This window comes from Longimicrobiales bacterium, from assembly GCA_035764935.1.
Classification (GTDB): Bacteria; Gemmatimonadota; Gemmatimonadetes; order Longimicrobiales; family RSA9; genus DASTYK01.
The window spans coordinates 21,025-36,037 of the sequence record DASTYK010000051.1 but is presented as its reverse complement, the minus strand read 5'-3'; the positions used below and the strand labels follow the sequence as shown (position 1 = coordinate 36,037).

Annotated in this window: 13 protein-coding genes; 5 read left to right on the top strand and 8 right to left on the bottom strand. The window is 69.9% G+C overall.

The window, feature by feature from the left end; translation table 11 throughout:
• Position 1: 1 nt before the first annotated feature.
• The 7 genes from VFU06_03930 to VFU06_03900 all read right to left on the bottom strand — a co-directional run bounded on the left by VFU06_03930 (position 2) and on the right by VFU06_03900 (position 8,794).
• Positions 2 to 1,534: a DUF255 domain-containing protein gene (locus tag VFU06_03930; protein ID HEU5208540.1), complete on the bottom strand. Its 1,533-nt coding sequence runs from the start codon at positions 1,532 to 1,534 to the stop codon at positions 2 to 4.
• 102 nt (positions 1,535 to 1,636) lie between these two features.
• Positions 1,637 to 3,067 (bottom strand): HAMP domain-containing sensor histidine kinase, encoded by a 1,431-nt coding sequence (locus VFU06_03925; protein ID HEU5208539.1) that lies wholly within the window; start codon positions 3,065 to 3,067, stop codon positions 1,637 to 1,639.
• Positions 3,068 to 3,136: 69 nt separating this feature from the next.
• Positions 3,137 to 3,757, bottom strand: coding sequence for a DUF4390 domain-containing protein (locus VFU06_03920; GenBank protein HEU5208538.1), 621 nt, complete (start codon positions 3,755 to 3,757; stop codon positions 3,137 to 3,139).
• Between the two features lie 2 nt (positions 3,758 to 3,759).
• Positions 3,760 to 5,427, bottom strand: coding sequence for a BamA/TamA family outer membrane protein (locus VFU06_03915; protein ID HEU5208537.1), 1,668 nt, complete (start codon positions 5,425 to 5,427; stop codon positions 3,760 to 3,762).
• Entirely contained in the window at positions 5,424 to 6,767 is a 1,344-nt protein-coding gene (locus tag VFU06_03910) for a sigma-54 dependent transcriptional regulator (GenBank protein HEU5208536.1), read from the bottom strand. Before VFU06_03910 ends, VFU06_03915 begins: the two co-directional genes overlap by 4 nt.
• 6 nt (positions 6,768 to 6,773) lie before the next feature.
• Positions 6,774 to 7,484 (bottom strand): hypothetical protein, encoded by a 711-nt coding sequence (locus VFU06_03905; GenBank protein HEU5208535.1) that lies wholly within the window; start codon positions 7,482 to 7,484, stop codon positions 6,774 to 6,776.
• 80 nt (positions 7,485 to 7,564) lie between these two features.
• Positions 7,565 to 8,794 carry a HAMP domain-containing sensor histidine kinase gene (locus VFU06_03900; GenBank protein ID HEU5208534.1) on the bottom strand — a complete coding sequence of 410 codons (1,230 nt, stop codon included), beginning with the start codon at positions 8,792 to 8,794 and terminating at the stop codon, positions 7,565 to 7,567.
• A gap of 173 nt (positions 8,795 to 8,967) precedes the next feature.
• Here VFU06_03900 and VFU06_03895 point away from each other — a divergent pair, with 173 nt between their 5' ends.
• From VFU06_03895 to VFU06_03885, 3 genes are all read left to right on the top strand, one after another.
• Entirely contained in the window at positions 8,968 to 9,705 is a 738-nt protein-coding gene (locus tag VFU06_03895) for a hypothetical protein (protein ID HEU5208533.1), read from the top strand.
• Between the two features lie 139 nt (positions 9,706 to 9,844).
• Entirely contained in the window at positions 9,845 to 10,063 is a 219-nt protein-coding gene (locus VFU06_03890) for a hypothetical protein (GenBank protein HEU5208532.1), read from the top strand.
• An 84-nt stretch (positions 10,064 to 10,147) separates the two neighbouring features.
• Positions 10,148 to 11,485 carry a DUF3667 domain-containing protein gene (locus VFU06_03885; protein HEU5208531.1) on the top strand — a complete coding sequence of 446 codons (1,338 nt, stop codon included), beginning with the start codon at positions 10,148 to 10,150 and terminating at the stop codon, positions 11,483 to 11,485.
• Between the two features lie 54 nt (positions 11,486 to 11,539).
• Here the strand turns inward: VFU06_03885 and VFU06_03880 are convergent, their stop codons facing one another.
• On the bottom strand, positions 11,540 to 13,192 hold the full coding sequence (locus VFU06_03880; protein ID HEU5208530.1) for an ATPase, T2SS/T4P/T4SS family: 1,653 nt from the start codon (positions 13,190 to 13,192) through the stop codon (positions 11,540 to 11,542).
• A gap of 164 nt (positions 13,193 to 13,356) precedes the next feature.
• On the opposite strand from VFU06_03880, the gene VFU06_03875 reads away from it, so the two are divergent.
• Together VFU06_03875 and VFU06_03870 are read left to right on the top strand one after the other, a co-directional pair.
• On the top strand, positions 13,357 to 14,247 hold the full coding sequence (locus tag VFU06_03875; GenBank protein ID HEU5208529.1) for an ABC transporter ATP-binding protein: 891 nt from the start codon (positions 13,357 to 13,359) through the stop codon (positions 14,245 to 14,247).
• Positions 14,244 to 15,005 carry a hypothetical protein gene (locus tag VFU06_03870; GenBank protein HEU5208528.1) on the top strand — a complete coding sequence of 254 codons (762 nt, stop codon included), beginning with the start codon at positions 14,244 to 14,246 and terminating at the stop codon, positions 15,003 to 15,005. Before VFU06_03875 ends, VFU06_03870 begins: the two co-directional genes overlap by 4 nt.
• Positions 15,006 to 15,013 lie beyond the last annotated feature (8 nt).

Below are 15,013 nucleotides of genomic sequence, written 5' to 3'. Positions count from 1 at the left end.
GTCACCGCATGCGTGCGCCGTCGAAGAACTCTTCGACGGCGAGTGCGAAGATGGCGCCCGCGACACCATAGCGGGCGGCGCCGTGAGAGAGCACCGCGAGGACGCGTTCGGCGCGGGCACGCGGCCCGCGCTCGCCCGTGGCATTCGCGAGACGCACGAGCAGCCGGGCGGCCACTGCGTTCGGCTCGAACGGTCGCTCGCGGTAGCGCAGTGCGCCCACGTCGTGGGGCGAGCGCCGCCGTTCCCAGAAACCGCCGTCGTCCATCCAGAAGCAGCGTTCGAGAGTGCGCGTGAGCTCGCGCGCACGTTCCGTCCACTCACTTCCGGCCTCGGCCTCCGCGAGCGCCATTGCCGCATCGGCTGCAGCCAGCGTGTCGATCAGCAGAAAGTCGATTTCCGGCTCGCCACCCTCGGTCCGGTAATGCGCGAGCACACCCTCGGGCGTCTGCATCAGCCCGATCAGCCTGTCGAGCGCCTGCGCCGCGCGCACGACCCACTCCTCGCGTTGCAGGTTCCGTCCGGCATTTGCCAGGGCCGCGATCCAGCGCGCGTTGACGTTGGTGTAGAGCGTGTTGTCGATGCAGGGCGCCGCAGTGCGCGCGCGTGCGGCGGAATCCAGCGCGTACCACGTTTCGTGATCGGCCTGGCTGACGTTCCACAGGCCGTCGGACCGCAGCATGACGGTGTCCGCCCACTGGACGGTGCGCTCCACCACGACACGCCAGTCCGCGCGATCCTGCTGCACCGCGCCACGTGCGTACACCTCGATCAGGCCTGCATTGACGGCGAGCAGTTTCTCACGTCGGGGCTGCGTCCAGTCGGCCGCAAGGGTGTAGCGGAAGAAACCGCCGTCGACGGCGTCAAGCAACTCGCCGGCCAGCATGCCGTCCAGCGTGTGCGTCGCCATGCGTAACGCGTCCGCATCGCCACCGGCACCGAGCACCTGCAGCAGCTCGACCGCTTCGGCCTCCACGAACTTGGGTGCATCGCCGAAGCCGCCGTTGCGCGCGTCGAACGCCTGCGTGATCGCGTTCAGCACGTCGTCGGCAGGCTCGCGACGCACCAGTCCGACCGGCGTATGCCGCGTTCGGGCAGTTTCCAGTGCGCGCCGCCGCCGTTCGATTTCGGTGGTCAGCTCGTCACGCCGGCGGTTCCAGGTCGTGAGCACGTTGGTGCACGCCTGGAGCAGCTCGTCGGCGTCCAGGTACGTGGCCGCCCACAGCACCTCGCCTGTGGGTGTCAGCAGCGCGTTGGTCGGCCAGCCACCGGCGATGTAGCGGTCCTGTACGTGCGGCAGCCGGTCCGCATCCACACGCACGGGGACGACCGATCCGTTCAACAGCGCAACGACGTCGGGATTCGAGAACGCCTCCTCGTCCATCCGTTGACACTGCCGGGACCAGACGGCGGTCAGGTGCAGGAACACGAGGCGGTCGGCGCCCGCTGCATCAAAGGCAGCGTCGCCCCACTCGTGCCAGTGAATCTCGTTGGCGCGGTTTGCGTGCGGTGAGTAGCGGAACGTCTGAACGGGCATCGCTCGTGTGCGGTGGACCAGGTGCGCGACAGCGCGTCACCGCAAGCTATCGGGTGGGACGAACCGGCGCCAACGTCCTGTTCGCCGGTAGCGCGTGGCGTGCTAGCCAGAGGTTTCCCCGGCCGCGGCGCCGTCGCCATGCGGACGAGCCCCGCGCACGGCGGCGAACCGCAGCTCGGCCTCCCCGTCGGCCATGCCGGCCTCCCGGGCGGCCTCCCCGCAGTCCGCCTCGAACCGGACGGGCAGCGTCAGCGTGAAGCAGGATCCCCTGCCCGGGGTGCTCGCCACGGTGATCTCCCCGCCCAGCAGCCTCGCATAGCGCTGGGACACGCTCAGTCCCAGTCCTGTACCGCCGACGCGCCTCGTGTTCGGGCGCTCGACCTGCCAGAACGGGTCGAAAATACGACGCAACTTGTCCGGCTCGATGCCGACACCGGTATCACACACGGCGATTGCCGCGTGATCATTCTCCACGCTCGCCCGCAGGGTGACGGATCCGCTGGACGTGAATTTCACGGCGTTGGACAGCAGGTTCACCAGGATCTGGCGGGTCTTGCCGGGGTCGGTCTCGATGCGGCAGTCGCCGTCACGAATCTCCACCTGGAACGCGAGGTCCTTGGACTGCGCGAACGGCTCCGCGAGCGAGGCCGCGTCGCGAACCAGTGCACCGAGCGACAGCCGCTGCAGGTGCACCTCCTCGGTACCCGCTTCCAGGCGCGCAAAGCCGAGCACCTCCTCGATGAGCTGGAGGAGCTGACGCGCGCTCGCGCGGATGCGGGACAGCTGGCGCCGCTGCCTCGGGTGCAGCGGTCCGTCGATCTCGGCATCGAGCAGGTCCGTGTATCCCATGATCGCGTTGAGCGGCGTGCGCAGCTCGTGGGACATGACAGCCAGGAAGTCGGATTTTGCGCGGTTCGCCTGCTGCGCTTCGTAGAAGAGCCGCGCATTGTCGACCGCGATCGCAGCCCGTCGCGCCAGCTCCTCCACCAGCGAGATGTCCTCCGCCGTGTACTTCTCGCTCGAGGAGGCCAGCAGCACTGCCCCGAGCGTCCGCCCCCGACCCATGAGTGGCGCGACCAGGACCGACGCTCTCTCGGTATCGATCGCCGCTTCGCCCCCTGCAGCCTTCAGCGCCTGGACCAGCTCGGCGGGAAGCTCGTCCAGGATGCTGACCTCACCGCCGGCGATGATCGACTGCAGTATGCCGGGGTCGGCAGGAGCGCCCTCCAGGGCGCGCAGCATTGCTTCACGGCGGGGATCCCGGTGCGCGACTGTCGCATGGTAGACACGACCGGAAGCGTCAGTCATGTACACGACGCACCAGTCGGCGAGGCGCGATACCGTCAGCCGCGCAACGGTGCGGATCGTGGACTCGACGTTGAGTGACGCCGCGGCCAGAACACTGCTGGCCTCCGACAGAAACGCGGCGCGTCGCTCCACTGCCTGGAGCTCCTCCCGCAGTGTGCGCTCGGTTTCGGTGCGGCTGTCGCTGTCCTGGTTGTCGGCAGGTCCGGAACCGGGTTGCTCGGTCATTCACGCCCTCCGCGGGGCGCGATGGCTTGCGGCACCCCCCCGGTGCGAACCGCGCATCCTTCGTGCCGCTCAGGGTACGCGAAATCGTGCGGAGCGGGCGTCGAGTCCGCGCGCTGGAAGGTTGAGCAGCCGGATGACCAGACGCTTGGCACCGTCGCCCAGTGCACCGGTCACCGAACGGTCGCCACGCACCGCAGGCTGCAGCTCCCCCTGGAGCCACCGTTCGAGCTCTTCGATGTCGGAGAGTGACAGCGTCTCGATCTCGAGCCTGCCCAGGTAGTAGTAGCGCCCCGACCGGTTCGGTCGGATCTGGAGCGGGTAGTTGCCCTCGATCGCCGCGCGTGCGTCCGCATAGGTAGCAAAGCGCCTGACCGGTGCGTCCGCGGAGCGGCCCCGGACGAGGAACTCCTGGGTCAGCGGATCGTAGGCGAGCACCGCCGCGAACCGCTCGGTCGCGACCAGGTCGTCGGTCCAGCCGTCGCGCCACAGCTCCACGCGTACGCGCATGCGGATGGGCACCCCGGAGCGGGCGGCCTCCTCCAGGTCAGCATCGTCGAGGACGGGTCCCACGCGAACCAGTGGCCGGTGCGCGAGATCCGGCAGGTACGTCAGCGCGAACTCCGGCGACTGCGCCATGGCGGGCGCGGCCACGGCGGCCACGAGCAGGGCGAAGACGGTGGCGCGCAGCACGATCAGAATCGCTGCCCGATGCGGACGAAGAAATTGAAGTCGTGGCCGCGCCCCGAGATCGGGATCGCGCCGTAGAGGCCGAGCGGGCCGATACGGATGCCGAGGCCGGTGTCGGCGAAGAAGTCGTCGGCGCCGCGTGAGCGGCCGGCGCGCGCGTCGCCCTCGATCCAGGCGCGACCGGCATCGAAGAACAGCGACCAGCGCACTGCGCGGGCGAGGTCGAGGTCGAGCCCGAGCTGGTCGCCCAGGCGACCGGCGAAGGGGAAGCTCGCCTGGTACTCCAGCTGCACCAGCGCGAGCCGGTCACAGCCGTAGAACGGGTACGCGCCGTCGCCATTGCGCTCGATCGTCTGCGTGCGCGCGCCGCAGTCCTGTGCGAAGAGCGGGAATCCCGGCAGCGACCCTTCGCCGCCCAGGGCGTGCTGCCGCTGCGCGGGCAGCGCGTCGCCGTCCAGCGAGCCGGCGGTAAACACCCGCAGTGCGAGTCGGGCCCACGGGCTGAAGCGCAGGTACCTGCGCGCGTCCACCTCCAGGTGCGTGAAGTGGTTGTCGGTGCTGTCCGCCCCCAGCACGGCGCCCGCCTCCGGCGTCAGCGAGAGGTCGCCGTTGATCGCCTGCTCCACGGCGCCACGCACGTACCAGCCAGCCGACGGATCGTTCTCGTCGTTCCTGGTATCGTATGCGAGCGACAGCGTCAGGGAACGCAGCGTTCCTTCCTCGATGACCGGCTCGTGCCGCCAGTCCTTGCCGTTGTCGATCAGGGACAGCGGCGAGGCCGCGCGCACGGAGCGGTGCCGCTCGTCCCGGTATTCCAGCATGGCATCGATCGGCCGCTGCGGGTGGTGCGCGCGCAGGTAGATGCTCCACCCCTGGCGACGGTAGTGGTCGCGATAGTCCTGGTGCAGCAGGAACGTGGCGAGCGAGTTCTCGAGGTCCGACAGCATCCAGCTCTCGATCGCTACGATCTCCGAGCGCGCACGCACCCCGAAGCTGACCGCGCGCCGCCCGCCCAGGTACTGCTCCGCGCGCAACGACCACCCGTAGCGCTCGTAGTCGAGCGGCTTCTCCGTGCGGATGATCGCCTGCGCCTCGAGCACGGTCGGATTGCTGTGCCCGAGACGTGCACGCGGGCCCAGCACGATCGGCAGTCCCTCCACCCGGTTGTAGCCGCCGTGCACCGCGGCGAGGAAATCGGTGCGGCCGAATGCGAAGTCGCGCCCCGCGGAGATGACTGCGCGCACGGGCCGGCGCGCGCGCGCGATCCCGGGCCCTTCGAAGCGGTAGCGCAGCGGCTCCGGGTATGCCACGACGCCGCCCTGCACTGCCGCCGTGTCACCGCTCACGGTCCCGCCCACGACCAGCGCGCTGCCGGTGATCAGTGCGCCGGAGAGCAGCTCGAGATCGCCGTTGATGACCGTCACGCTGCCCTGCACCGTTCCGCTCACGCGCAGCGGTCCGTCCAGCACGGCGATGCTGCCCTCGAGGGTCGTGCCGATCGCAATGTCGGATGCACCGACCATGCGGATGTCGGCGGCGTTGTACGCGCTGATCGCGCGCTCGGCGGCGGAGTCGGGCAGCTCGGGCGACGGCTCCTGCGCCCGCACCACGGCTGCCGGTCCCAGGAGTGACAGCAGCGCTGCAGCCAGACAGGGCGTGCGATACCAGCTCATCGATCCAGTCCGAGGCGGCGCATGCGCCGGTAAAGGTTTGCTCGATCCGTCTGCAGCCGTCGCGCGGCTTCCGCGATGCTGCCCCCGGCGGCCTCGATCTCGCGCGTGATGACCCGCCGCTCGAACGCGTCGAGCCTGTCTGCGAGCGAGCGCGACGCATCCTCCTCGCGCGGCGCGTCCGCCGCGCCCAGCAGTGCGCTCACGTCCGCGGCGTCGATCGAACGGCCCGGGTACAGGATCGCGAGGCGCTCGCACAGGTTGGCAAGCTCGCGCACGTTGCCCGGCCAGTGATAGCGCTGCATCACCTCGATCGCGTCGCTGCCGAGCACCGGTGATTCCAGCCCGTGCCGGACGTGCAGCTGCGCGAGGAAGTGCTGCGTCAGCTCGGGCACGTCACTCAGCCGGTCCCTCAGCGGCGGCAGGCGCACGGGTATGACGTTCAGTCGGTAGTACAGGTCCTCGCGAAACGTTCCCTCTGTGATCGCCCCGGGCAGGTCACGGTTCGTTGCGGCGATCACGCGCACGTCCACACGTACCGGCTGCCGGCCACCCACACGCTCGATCATGCCCGTCTCGAGCGCACGCAGCAGCTTGGCCTGCGCGCCGGCCCCCAGGTCGCCGACCTCGTCCAGGAAAAGGGTCCCGCCGTCAGCCAGCTCGAAGCGACCGCGCCGCCGCTCATGGGCACCGGTGAATGCGCCCTTCTCGTGGCCGAACATTTCGGACTCGACCAGCTCGCGCGGGATGGCCGCGCTGTTCACTCGCACGAACGGGGCGCCGCGCCGTGGCGACGCGTCGTGGATCGCCGCGGCAACCAGCTCCTTGCCCGTGCCGCTCTCGCCCGTGATCAGCACGCGTGCGTCCGTGCGTGCGACCTGTTCGATCAGGCGACGCACCTCGTCGAGCGCGGCACTCGAGCCGACCAGCCGCCCGCGCGCCCCCAGCTCCGCAGCCAGCGCGCGCGACAGCTCGCGTGCACGGCGCAGCTCGAGCGCACCGGCCAGTGTGAGGAGCACGGCCTCGGGGGTGAGTGGCTTCTCGATGAAGTGGAACGCGCCGAGCTTGGTGGCGCTCACCGCGTCCGCGAGCGTCGCGCGACCGCTCATCATGACCACCGGCAGGTGCGGCCAGCGCTCGCGCAGCCGCTCCAGCACCTGCAGGCCGTTCATGAGCGGCAACGCCAGGTCCAGCAGCACGACGTCCGGCTCATCACTGGTCACCGCCGCGATCGCCGCCTGCCCGTCCTCCGCATGACGGACGTCGTAACCCTCCGTCTCCAGCAGGCTGCCGAGCATCCGGCGGATGTTCGGCTCATCGTCGACGATCAGGACGGATGCCACGCCCGCTCAGTACTGCAGCCCGACGCTCACGCGCGCCGTGATCGCATCCGCCGGGCCCGCGAGTGGCTGCGCCGCGGTGCAGCGCGTGCGTGCCGACGGTCCGAAGAACATGCGGTAGTTGCGGTCGACTCCCTCCATGCCGCCGCACTCGATCGCGTTCATGAAAGCGGCGCGCAGCATGCTCTCCGCGATCGCCGCGTCGGCTGCGTTCGCGGCCCGTATGCCGAGAACGACGGACGCATTCGCCATCACGTCCGTCGCCATGTACTGGAGCAGCGCCCGGATCGCAGCATCGACGTTGGTGCCGTGCGGCAGATTCACCAGCATGAGGTCGAGGAACCGCTCGTCGGATGCCTGGTAGAGCGCGTCCTGCACCGTGAAGGCGGCATCACCACTGCCCAGCACGATCGCCGTGTCGCCGAGCAGCTCGAGGCGTGAGAGAAACGCGAGCCCCAGGCTGTCGGCGATCGCGGGACCGCTCAGCTCCAGGTTCGTCGCCTGTGCAAGCTGTGTGAACCACGCGGCGTCGCGCGCTGCGACGACAAGCGCAAAATCCGCATTCGCCGGCGCGATCTGTGCCGCGACCTGATCGGCTCCAACGGTGCCCGCATCCACCCCGACCATCGTGTAGGTGACCGGATCCGGCCCACCACCGAGGCCGCCCGCACAGCCGCCCATGATCACGGCTGCCATCACTGTCGTCCAGGCGAGCTTCATTCTGTCTCCATGAAAGGGCGCGCACGCGCGCGCGTTCGTGTGTACCGCAGCTGTACATGCGGGTTCGTATCCGCGACGCCTCAGCGCTCGGCGCGCAGCGGGAGCCGGACGACGAACTCCGCGCCGCCACCCGCCCGTTCGCGTGCGCGCACATGCCCATCATGCGCGGCCACCGCCTGGCGGACGACGGCAAGTCCGAGACCCGTGCCCCCCGCTTTCAGGGTGTAATCGGCCTCGAAGATGCGTTCGATCGCGTCCGCAGGGATGCCACGCCCGTTGTCACCGACCACGATCTCGATCTCGTCGCCGGCAGTGCGCGCCTGCAGCAGGATCATGCCGCCGCCCGCTTCGTGTCTCGACTGCACTGCTTCCACTGCGTTGCGCAGAAGGTTGCGCAGCGCACGGAGCAGCGGGTCGTAGTGCCCGAGCAGGGCGGGCAGCTCTGGCTCGACGTCCAGGCGTGCCTCGATTCCCTGCGGGACGTCGCTGGTCGCGAGCGAGCGCAGCAGCTCGCCCACGTCGATCTCGCTCGGCGGGCCTTCGGGAGGTCGGCCGAGCACTGCAAAGCTGCGGGCGAGATCCTCGAGCCGGGCGGTCTCCTCCTCGATGACCTCGACCGGGTCGGCGAGTGCGGGGTCCGTGCCTGCCGCGCGCCGCAGCCGGTGCGCCGCCAGGCGCATCGGCGTGAGCGGGTTCTTCATCTCGTGTGCGACCCGGCGCGCCATCTCCCCCCACGCCCGCACGCGCTCCGTTTCCAGCGCGCGGAGCTGCGCCTCCTCGATGCGCGCCGCGGCCGAGCGCAGCGCCTCTCGCAGGACGCGCATCTCGCGCACGTCTCGCCTGCGTGGCGGCGCGCCCTCGGGCAGCGGCTTGCCCGCTGCGAGCAGCTCCGTCATCTGCACCAGGTCGCGCACGGGGCGGGCGAGCTGGCGCGCCATGCGCCTGCTCACCCAGAGCGCAATGAGTGCAATGATGACGATCGAGACACCCACCGCGACCGGCAGCACGGTCGCGATGCGCGAGCCGAGGAAGCTCCAGCGGGATGCCTGCACCAGCGACTCGCCCAGCTGCTGCCGGTGCCGGTCGAGCGCCGCGGCCAGCGCGGAGTCCTGCGCTGCTGCGGGCGCCGCCGCCTCGAACAGTTCCCTCCCCGACTCACCCACGCGGTCCCAGGGCCCCAGCGTGCCCATCCAGCCGAGCGACCCCGCGCCGATCGTCAATGCGACCACGAGCACGACCAGCGGCGGCACGAGCGCCAGCGCGAGCAGCCACCCGAACAGGCGGCGCTCCAGGCTGTGTCGTCGCAGCATGCCGTGCTCCTCCGCCGCAGGGTGGTCATGGACCTTTCGGCCCGGTCCGTCGTAATCTTGGAGAAGCAGCCCGCATCTCGATAGTCGCGGCATCCGCCGCGCTCCCCGTCCGACCGACCCGCGTGCAGCGGCATGGCCCGTGCGAAATGGTGCATCGCAAGGAGGGATTCGTCATGATCGTTCCGAATGTCCGCACGAAGTTCGATCGTTCCGATGCAGCCTTCGTCGTATGGCTGCTGGCCCGGGGTGATGAGGGCGAGCGTGAGCGCGTGCAGGATCGGCTGGACGAGCAGGGCCTGGATGCCATCCTGGATGATCCGCGCACCTTCAATGCGCTGATGGCGACCCGTGAGTTCAGCACGGCACACCCCGGCCTCGTGTTCTACCTGCTCGTTCGCCACGCACTGCTGGAGAGCGACGTCTCCGACCGCCTGCTCGCCGATTACCTTGCCGCGCTGCTCGTTGCATTCGGCAACACGCGTCGGGCGTTCCGTCCCGATGAGCAGACGCGCGAGTTTTCCCACCTGGTCGACATCGTCGCGGCCGGCGACGACGCGAGCGGCGAGCGCGCATTCATGCTGCGCGCGCACCTGGGCGAGTTCGCGCTGTGGCTGAGCGGGCTGTTTCCCGATCACATCACCGCGCGCGTGCAGCGGCGCGGCGCGCCCGGGCTCGCCTACTACGAGCAGCTCGGGGCGACTGGCTACCGCATGGCCGCGGACCACACGATCGCCCGTGCGCACGGCCTCGATCTCGTGTACCGCGAATGTGCGGAAACCTTTCCGCTGCTGCGGACGGCCTTGAACCGCATCGCCGATCGCCACCTGTTCCCCGCGACCGGCAACCGGATCGAGCGGCTGCTCCGGCAGGTCGCCGACGGCTTCCAGGAGAATGGTGGCCATGTGGCGTAGCCACGGCATTCGACGGCCACAGGCGCATGGCGGGGCGCAACTCCCCTTTGCGCCGACCTCGACTCGTTTCGCGGTCTGCCCCCACTGCTGGGGCGTCAATCCCCATGCGGACCGGCTCTGCGTACGCTGTGGCGCGGACATGCACACGCTGCTGCAGGAGTCCGGCGGGCTGCGCGCGACAGCGCCCGTGCAAAGTCCCGTGCCGGTCCGGGTGCGCGCCCGGTTGAGCCCGCTGCAGCGTGCGCTGGTGCTGGCCTTCGTTCTGACTCTCTTCGCGGCACAGGTGCTCGCCGCGGTGTTTGCGGACAGGCGAGCGGGGACGAGACTGCCGGGCCCGCTGCCGGCGGCAGCGCCATAGCAGCCCGTTCGCTAGAATACGAGCCGGCCTTCGCGGGCCGCGAACCCTGTCGACAGCTCCGCTCCCACGACGAACCGACACCGCATGTCTTCCAACGACGCCGCGGACGGCGCGCCCGCCGACAGGGGCACAACGAACAGTGGCGAGCGAGCGAAGCGCTGGCGTTCGCCCGAGGAGCCGTGCCTCAACTGCGGCGATCCGACCTACGGTCGGTACTGCCCGACCTGCGGGCAGCGCAAGCTCGAGGTGCAGGTCTCCGTCCGGACCATGCTGCGCGACGTCCTCGAGGATCAGCTCGCGCTCAGCGGGGCGCTGCCCCGCACGCTGGTCGCACTGCTGTTCCGCCCCGGACACCTCACAAACGAGTACATCCGCGGCCGCATCGTCAGCTACATCGCGCCGTTCCGGCTGTACCTCGTGGCGAGCGTGCTCTTCTTCCTGCTCTTCTCGTTCATCGGACTCGCCGTACTCGAGCGCTCGCAGGTCAACATCACGGAGCTGGAGGCCGTCGCAGACGCGCGCAGCGCCGTGGAGGAGTTCGAGCGCGAGCTGGCGGACATGGACACGGCCGCGATGCCGGAGGCGGCGCGCAGCTCGTTGCGCGGGGCGTACACGAACCTGCAGGTCGCACTCGCCCAGGCAATCGCAGACAGCACCGCTGCTGCGCAGGCGATCGCGGAGCTGACCGGCGAAGCGCCGCCGGCGCCGCTGGCACCGCCTTCGCCCCTCGACCCGGAACGCGAAACGGCTTCGAGCACCGCCGCCGCAGCGGACTCCCAGGCGGCTCGACCCGCTGCCGCGACATCGCAGGCCGCGACACCGGGTGAAGGCGCCGTTGCTGATCCCGCTGCTCCTGACTCCGCCGTCGCCGACACCGCCATAGCAGCAGATGGCTCGGTGCCGGAACCACCGGCGGCGCTCGCACCGGGCGGAGATCGGCTGCAGCCATGGGCGCGAAGAATACGGTCAGAGACTCGCTTCCCGGCGCTCGACCGGGCAGTGCAGCGCAAGATCGAGCAGGTCGGGCACCTGACGCCGCGCGAGGCCTTCGGGCAGGTCGCGCGCGACTACATCGAGTTCGCGCCTCACATGATCTTCCTGCTGCTGCCCGTCTACGCACTGCTGCTCAAGCTGCTGTACGTCCGCCGCGGCCGCTACTACGCGGAACATTTCGTATTCGCCCTGCACATTCACGCGTTCGCCTTCGTCACGTTCACGCTCGTGCTGCTCGTGCCGTGGGACTGGATCGACCGGGCTCTGCTGCTGTGGATGATCGTGTACATGTGGATTGCGATGCGGAAGGTGTATGGGCAGGGCGTAGTGCGTACCACGGTCAAGTGGTGGGTGCTCGGCTGGAGCTACCTGTGGGTCTTCGTGTTCGGCATGGTGGCTCTCGCGGTCGTGATGCTGCTGGCAACGTAGGCCGCACGCGGTGGGAGCTGCCGCGTCCGGATCATCCCACGCAGTGTCGGTCGATCATGGCAGCGTGAGCAGGCCCGCGACTTCGTCTTCACGCGTGATGCCTGCGTCCACGAGTCGGCGTGCGTCCTCACCCAGCGTTCTCATCCCGCCCGCCCGCGCGGCGGCGCGGATCACGTGCGCCGGTGCGCGCCGCAGGATGCGGGCGCGGATTGCATCATCGGTGACCAGCACCTCGTAGACACCGGTGCGGCCGTGCAGCCCCGCGTCGCAGTTCTGGCAACCGCTGCCGGCGCACTGTCTGCACACGCGACGCGCGAGGCGCTGCGCCACGACACCGAGCAGTGTGCCCGCAACGAGGTACGGCGGCATGCCCAGCTCGCACAGGCGAGTCGCAGCAGTCGGTGCGTCGTTGGTGTGCAGCGTCGCGAGCACGAGGTGGCCGGTAAGCGCCGCGGAAAGCGCGATGCCCGCGCTTTCACGGTCCCGCAGCTCCCCCACCATGATGATGTCAGGGTCCTGCCGGAGCACCGCGCGCAGTGCATCGGCGAAACCGAGCCCCGCGCGCGTGTGCACCTGGACCTGCGTGATGCCGGGCAGCCGGTACTCCACCGGGTCCTCGAGAGTGATGATGTTGCGACGCCGGCGATCGAGCGACGCGAGCATGCCGTAGAGCGTCGTCGTCTTGCCGCTGCCGGTCGGGCCCGTCACGAGCAGCACGCCGTGCGGTTGCGCCAGCATGCGATCCACGCGCACACGCGTGTCCGCATCCATGCCCAGGTCATCCAGGCTCGGCGCAGCGGCGCCTCCGCGCAGCAGGCGGATCACCACCTTTTCCCCGCCCAGCGCGGGCAGTGTGGACACCCGCAGTGCGACGGTCCCGTTCGTTCCCGCCGCACTGGCGCGCCCGTCCTGCGGACGCAGCCGAACGGCGATGTCGAGCCCCGCCATGATCTTGATCCTGCTGATCACCGCGCCCGCCGCTTCGCTCGGGATCTCGAAGAGGGGGGTCAGCACGCCATCGATGCGGGCACGGACGTGCAGCCCATCGTCGACCGGCTCGACGTGCACATCACTCGCGCGCCGCGCGATCGCCCGCTCGACCAGCAGGTTGACCAGCTCGACTACAGGCGCGGCCTCGGAGGCCCGGCGCAGCGCAGTCAGCTCCTCCGCGCTGGGCGCCTGCGCCACGCCCCGCACCCTCGCGCCGCCATTGAAGCGGCGGGCGAGGTCGCGGACGGCTCCGTCGTCGTAGGCGTGCTGGATCGCGTGCTCCAGCGTGGCCGCTGACACGACGACCGGCTCGATGCGGCGGCCGAGGCGAAAGCGGAGGTCGTCGAGCGCAGCGACGTCAAGGGGATCGCTGATCGCCACGGTCACGGTGCGCTCGTCGCAGCGGATGGGCAGCGCCTGCAACCTCCTGGCGAGAGAGGCCGTGACCAGGCCGGCAGCAGGAGGGTCCGCACGCACCGGCGGCGACAGGTACCGCATCCGAACCTGCAGTGCGAGCATGCGGGCGACGTCCTCGGGGTCCACGCCGGCACGGACGAGAACCGTGCCGATCCGCTCTCCCGTGACCCGCTGCTCGGCCAGGGCGCTGGCGAGCAGATCGGCAGAAACGCAGCCGGCCGACTGCAGCATGGCACCGAGCGCACCGCGGCGGACGATGTCAGCGGACTGCGTGATATGCTCCAGCAGTGCCTCGGTCATGATCGGAGGATGGTGCGCCCGCCCGGGCGGGAGAATGTCGGAATGAGCAGTGCACGGATGGCCGCCGCAGCATAGGTTGACGGCGGTTCGCCTGCGAGCTGCGGCGAAGTACTCGGCGATAATGTCCGCCCTCGTGGCGCACGGGATGCATTGACGCACCGCCAATGATCCGTTTCGACTTCGTGAGCAAGCGCTACGGCACGCGCCGCAGCGGCACGGTGGCCCTGCGCGACGTATCGCTGGAGGTGCCGCGCGGGAGCGCGTTCGCCGTCGTCGGGCCGAACGGCGCAGGGAAGAGCACGCTGTTCGGCCTCGCCCTGGGCTTTCTGCGCCCGACCGACGGCGACATCACCATCGAAGATTCCGACCCGCGTGACTACGTCCGGCGCACCGGCGTCAGCTACCTCCCGGAACGATTCAACCCCCCGTCCGCCTGGCATGTGGGCGACATGCTGCGCGCGTTCGCGAAGCTCGATGGGGTGCCGGCTGCGGCCGACGCGGCGATCGAGCGCTGGGGGCTGGCGCGGCACGCCGGCAAGGAGGTGCACGAGCTGTCGCACGGGCTGCGACAGCGACTCGGTCTCGCGCAGGCGCTGCTCGTCCCCCGCGAGCTGGTCGTGCTGGACGAGCCGCACGAGGGGCTCGACCCGCTCTGGCGCGTGCGGCTGAGGGACGTCGTGCTCGAGCTGCGCGCGGCGGGGCACACCGTGCTGATCGCCAGCCACGATCTCGTCGAGGTGGAGCGCATGGCCGGACACGCCGTGCTGCTCGAGGCGGGCCGCGTTCACAGCGTCCTCGAAACGGCAGCACCTGCAACACCGACTCATTACCGTGTGCGTCTCGCCTCTCCGAGCGACGGCTTCGATGCCGCGTTCGCGGGCGCGACTCCCGCTGACGCGGGCGAAGCCGTTTACGATGTCGAGGTGCGCGACGCCGATGAGCTCAGCACGCGGCTGGCCGCCGCGATTGCCGGTGGCGCGCGCGTCGTTGCAGTCACGCCCCGGCACGAAGCGCTCGAGGAGCGCGTCCGCCGTGCGCTCGCGGAGGAACAGTGAAAGGCACGGCGCTCGTGCTCCTGGATCTGCAGGCGCGACGTCGCCGCATCGCGCTGCTGGTCGCCTTTGCGTTCGTGTTCTTCGCCGCCGCCGTCGTGGCGAGAGTGGCCGCGGGCCAGGAGGGGCACGTCGAGTTCGACCGGCTCTTCCAGATCGGTGGCTATCCGTTGATCTCGGGCATGCTGCTCATCGGCTGGATGCTCGGCCGCTTCGGGATGATCGCTGCGTTCGTCATGCTGGCCGGCGTGTGCAGCAGTGATCGGGCGGATGGCACGGCCCGGCTGCTGCACGCGCGACCGGGCTCGGCGGTGGGCGTCTACCTCGCGCGCTTCGCTGCACGCGCTCTCGTAGCGTTCGCCGTGGCAGCGCTGCTGATGCCGCTGTTCGATCTCGTGATGCTCGGCCGCTGGGCCGGCCCTTCCACGTTCGTCCTGATCGGCACATACGTGCTGCTGTTCGGCGCGCTGACGTTCCTGCTCTCCGTCTGGACGCGCGCGGATGCGTGGATCGCCCTGCTGCTCAGCATGGTCGCGATGGTCTGGTACTCGCTGCGCCGCGGTGACCTGCTCGCCGGGACTGCCCCCGGATTGCGGGAGATCATCACGGTCCTGCTTCCACCCCATGGCGCCATCCTGGAGATCGAGCAGGCATACGCGCAGGAGCTGGTCCTGCCGTGGAATGCGGTCTCGATCGTCCTGATCTACGCCGCGCTGGCGCTGGTCCTCGGGTGTGTGGGACTGACCAGGCGGGAAGTGTGACGACGCAC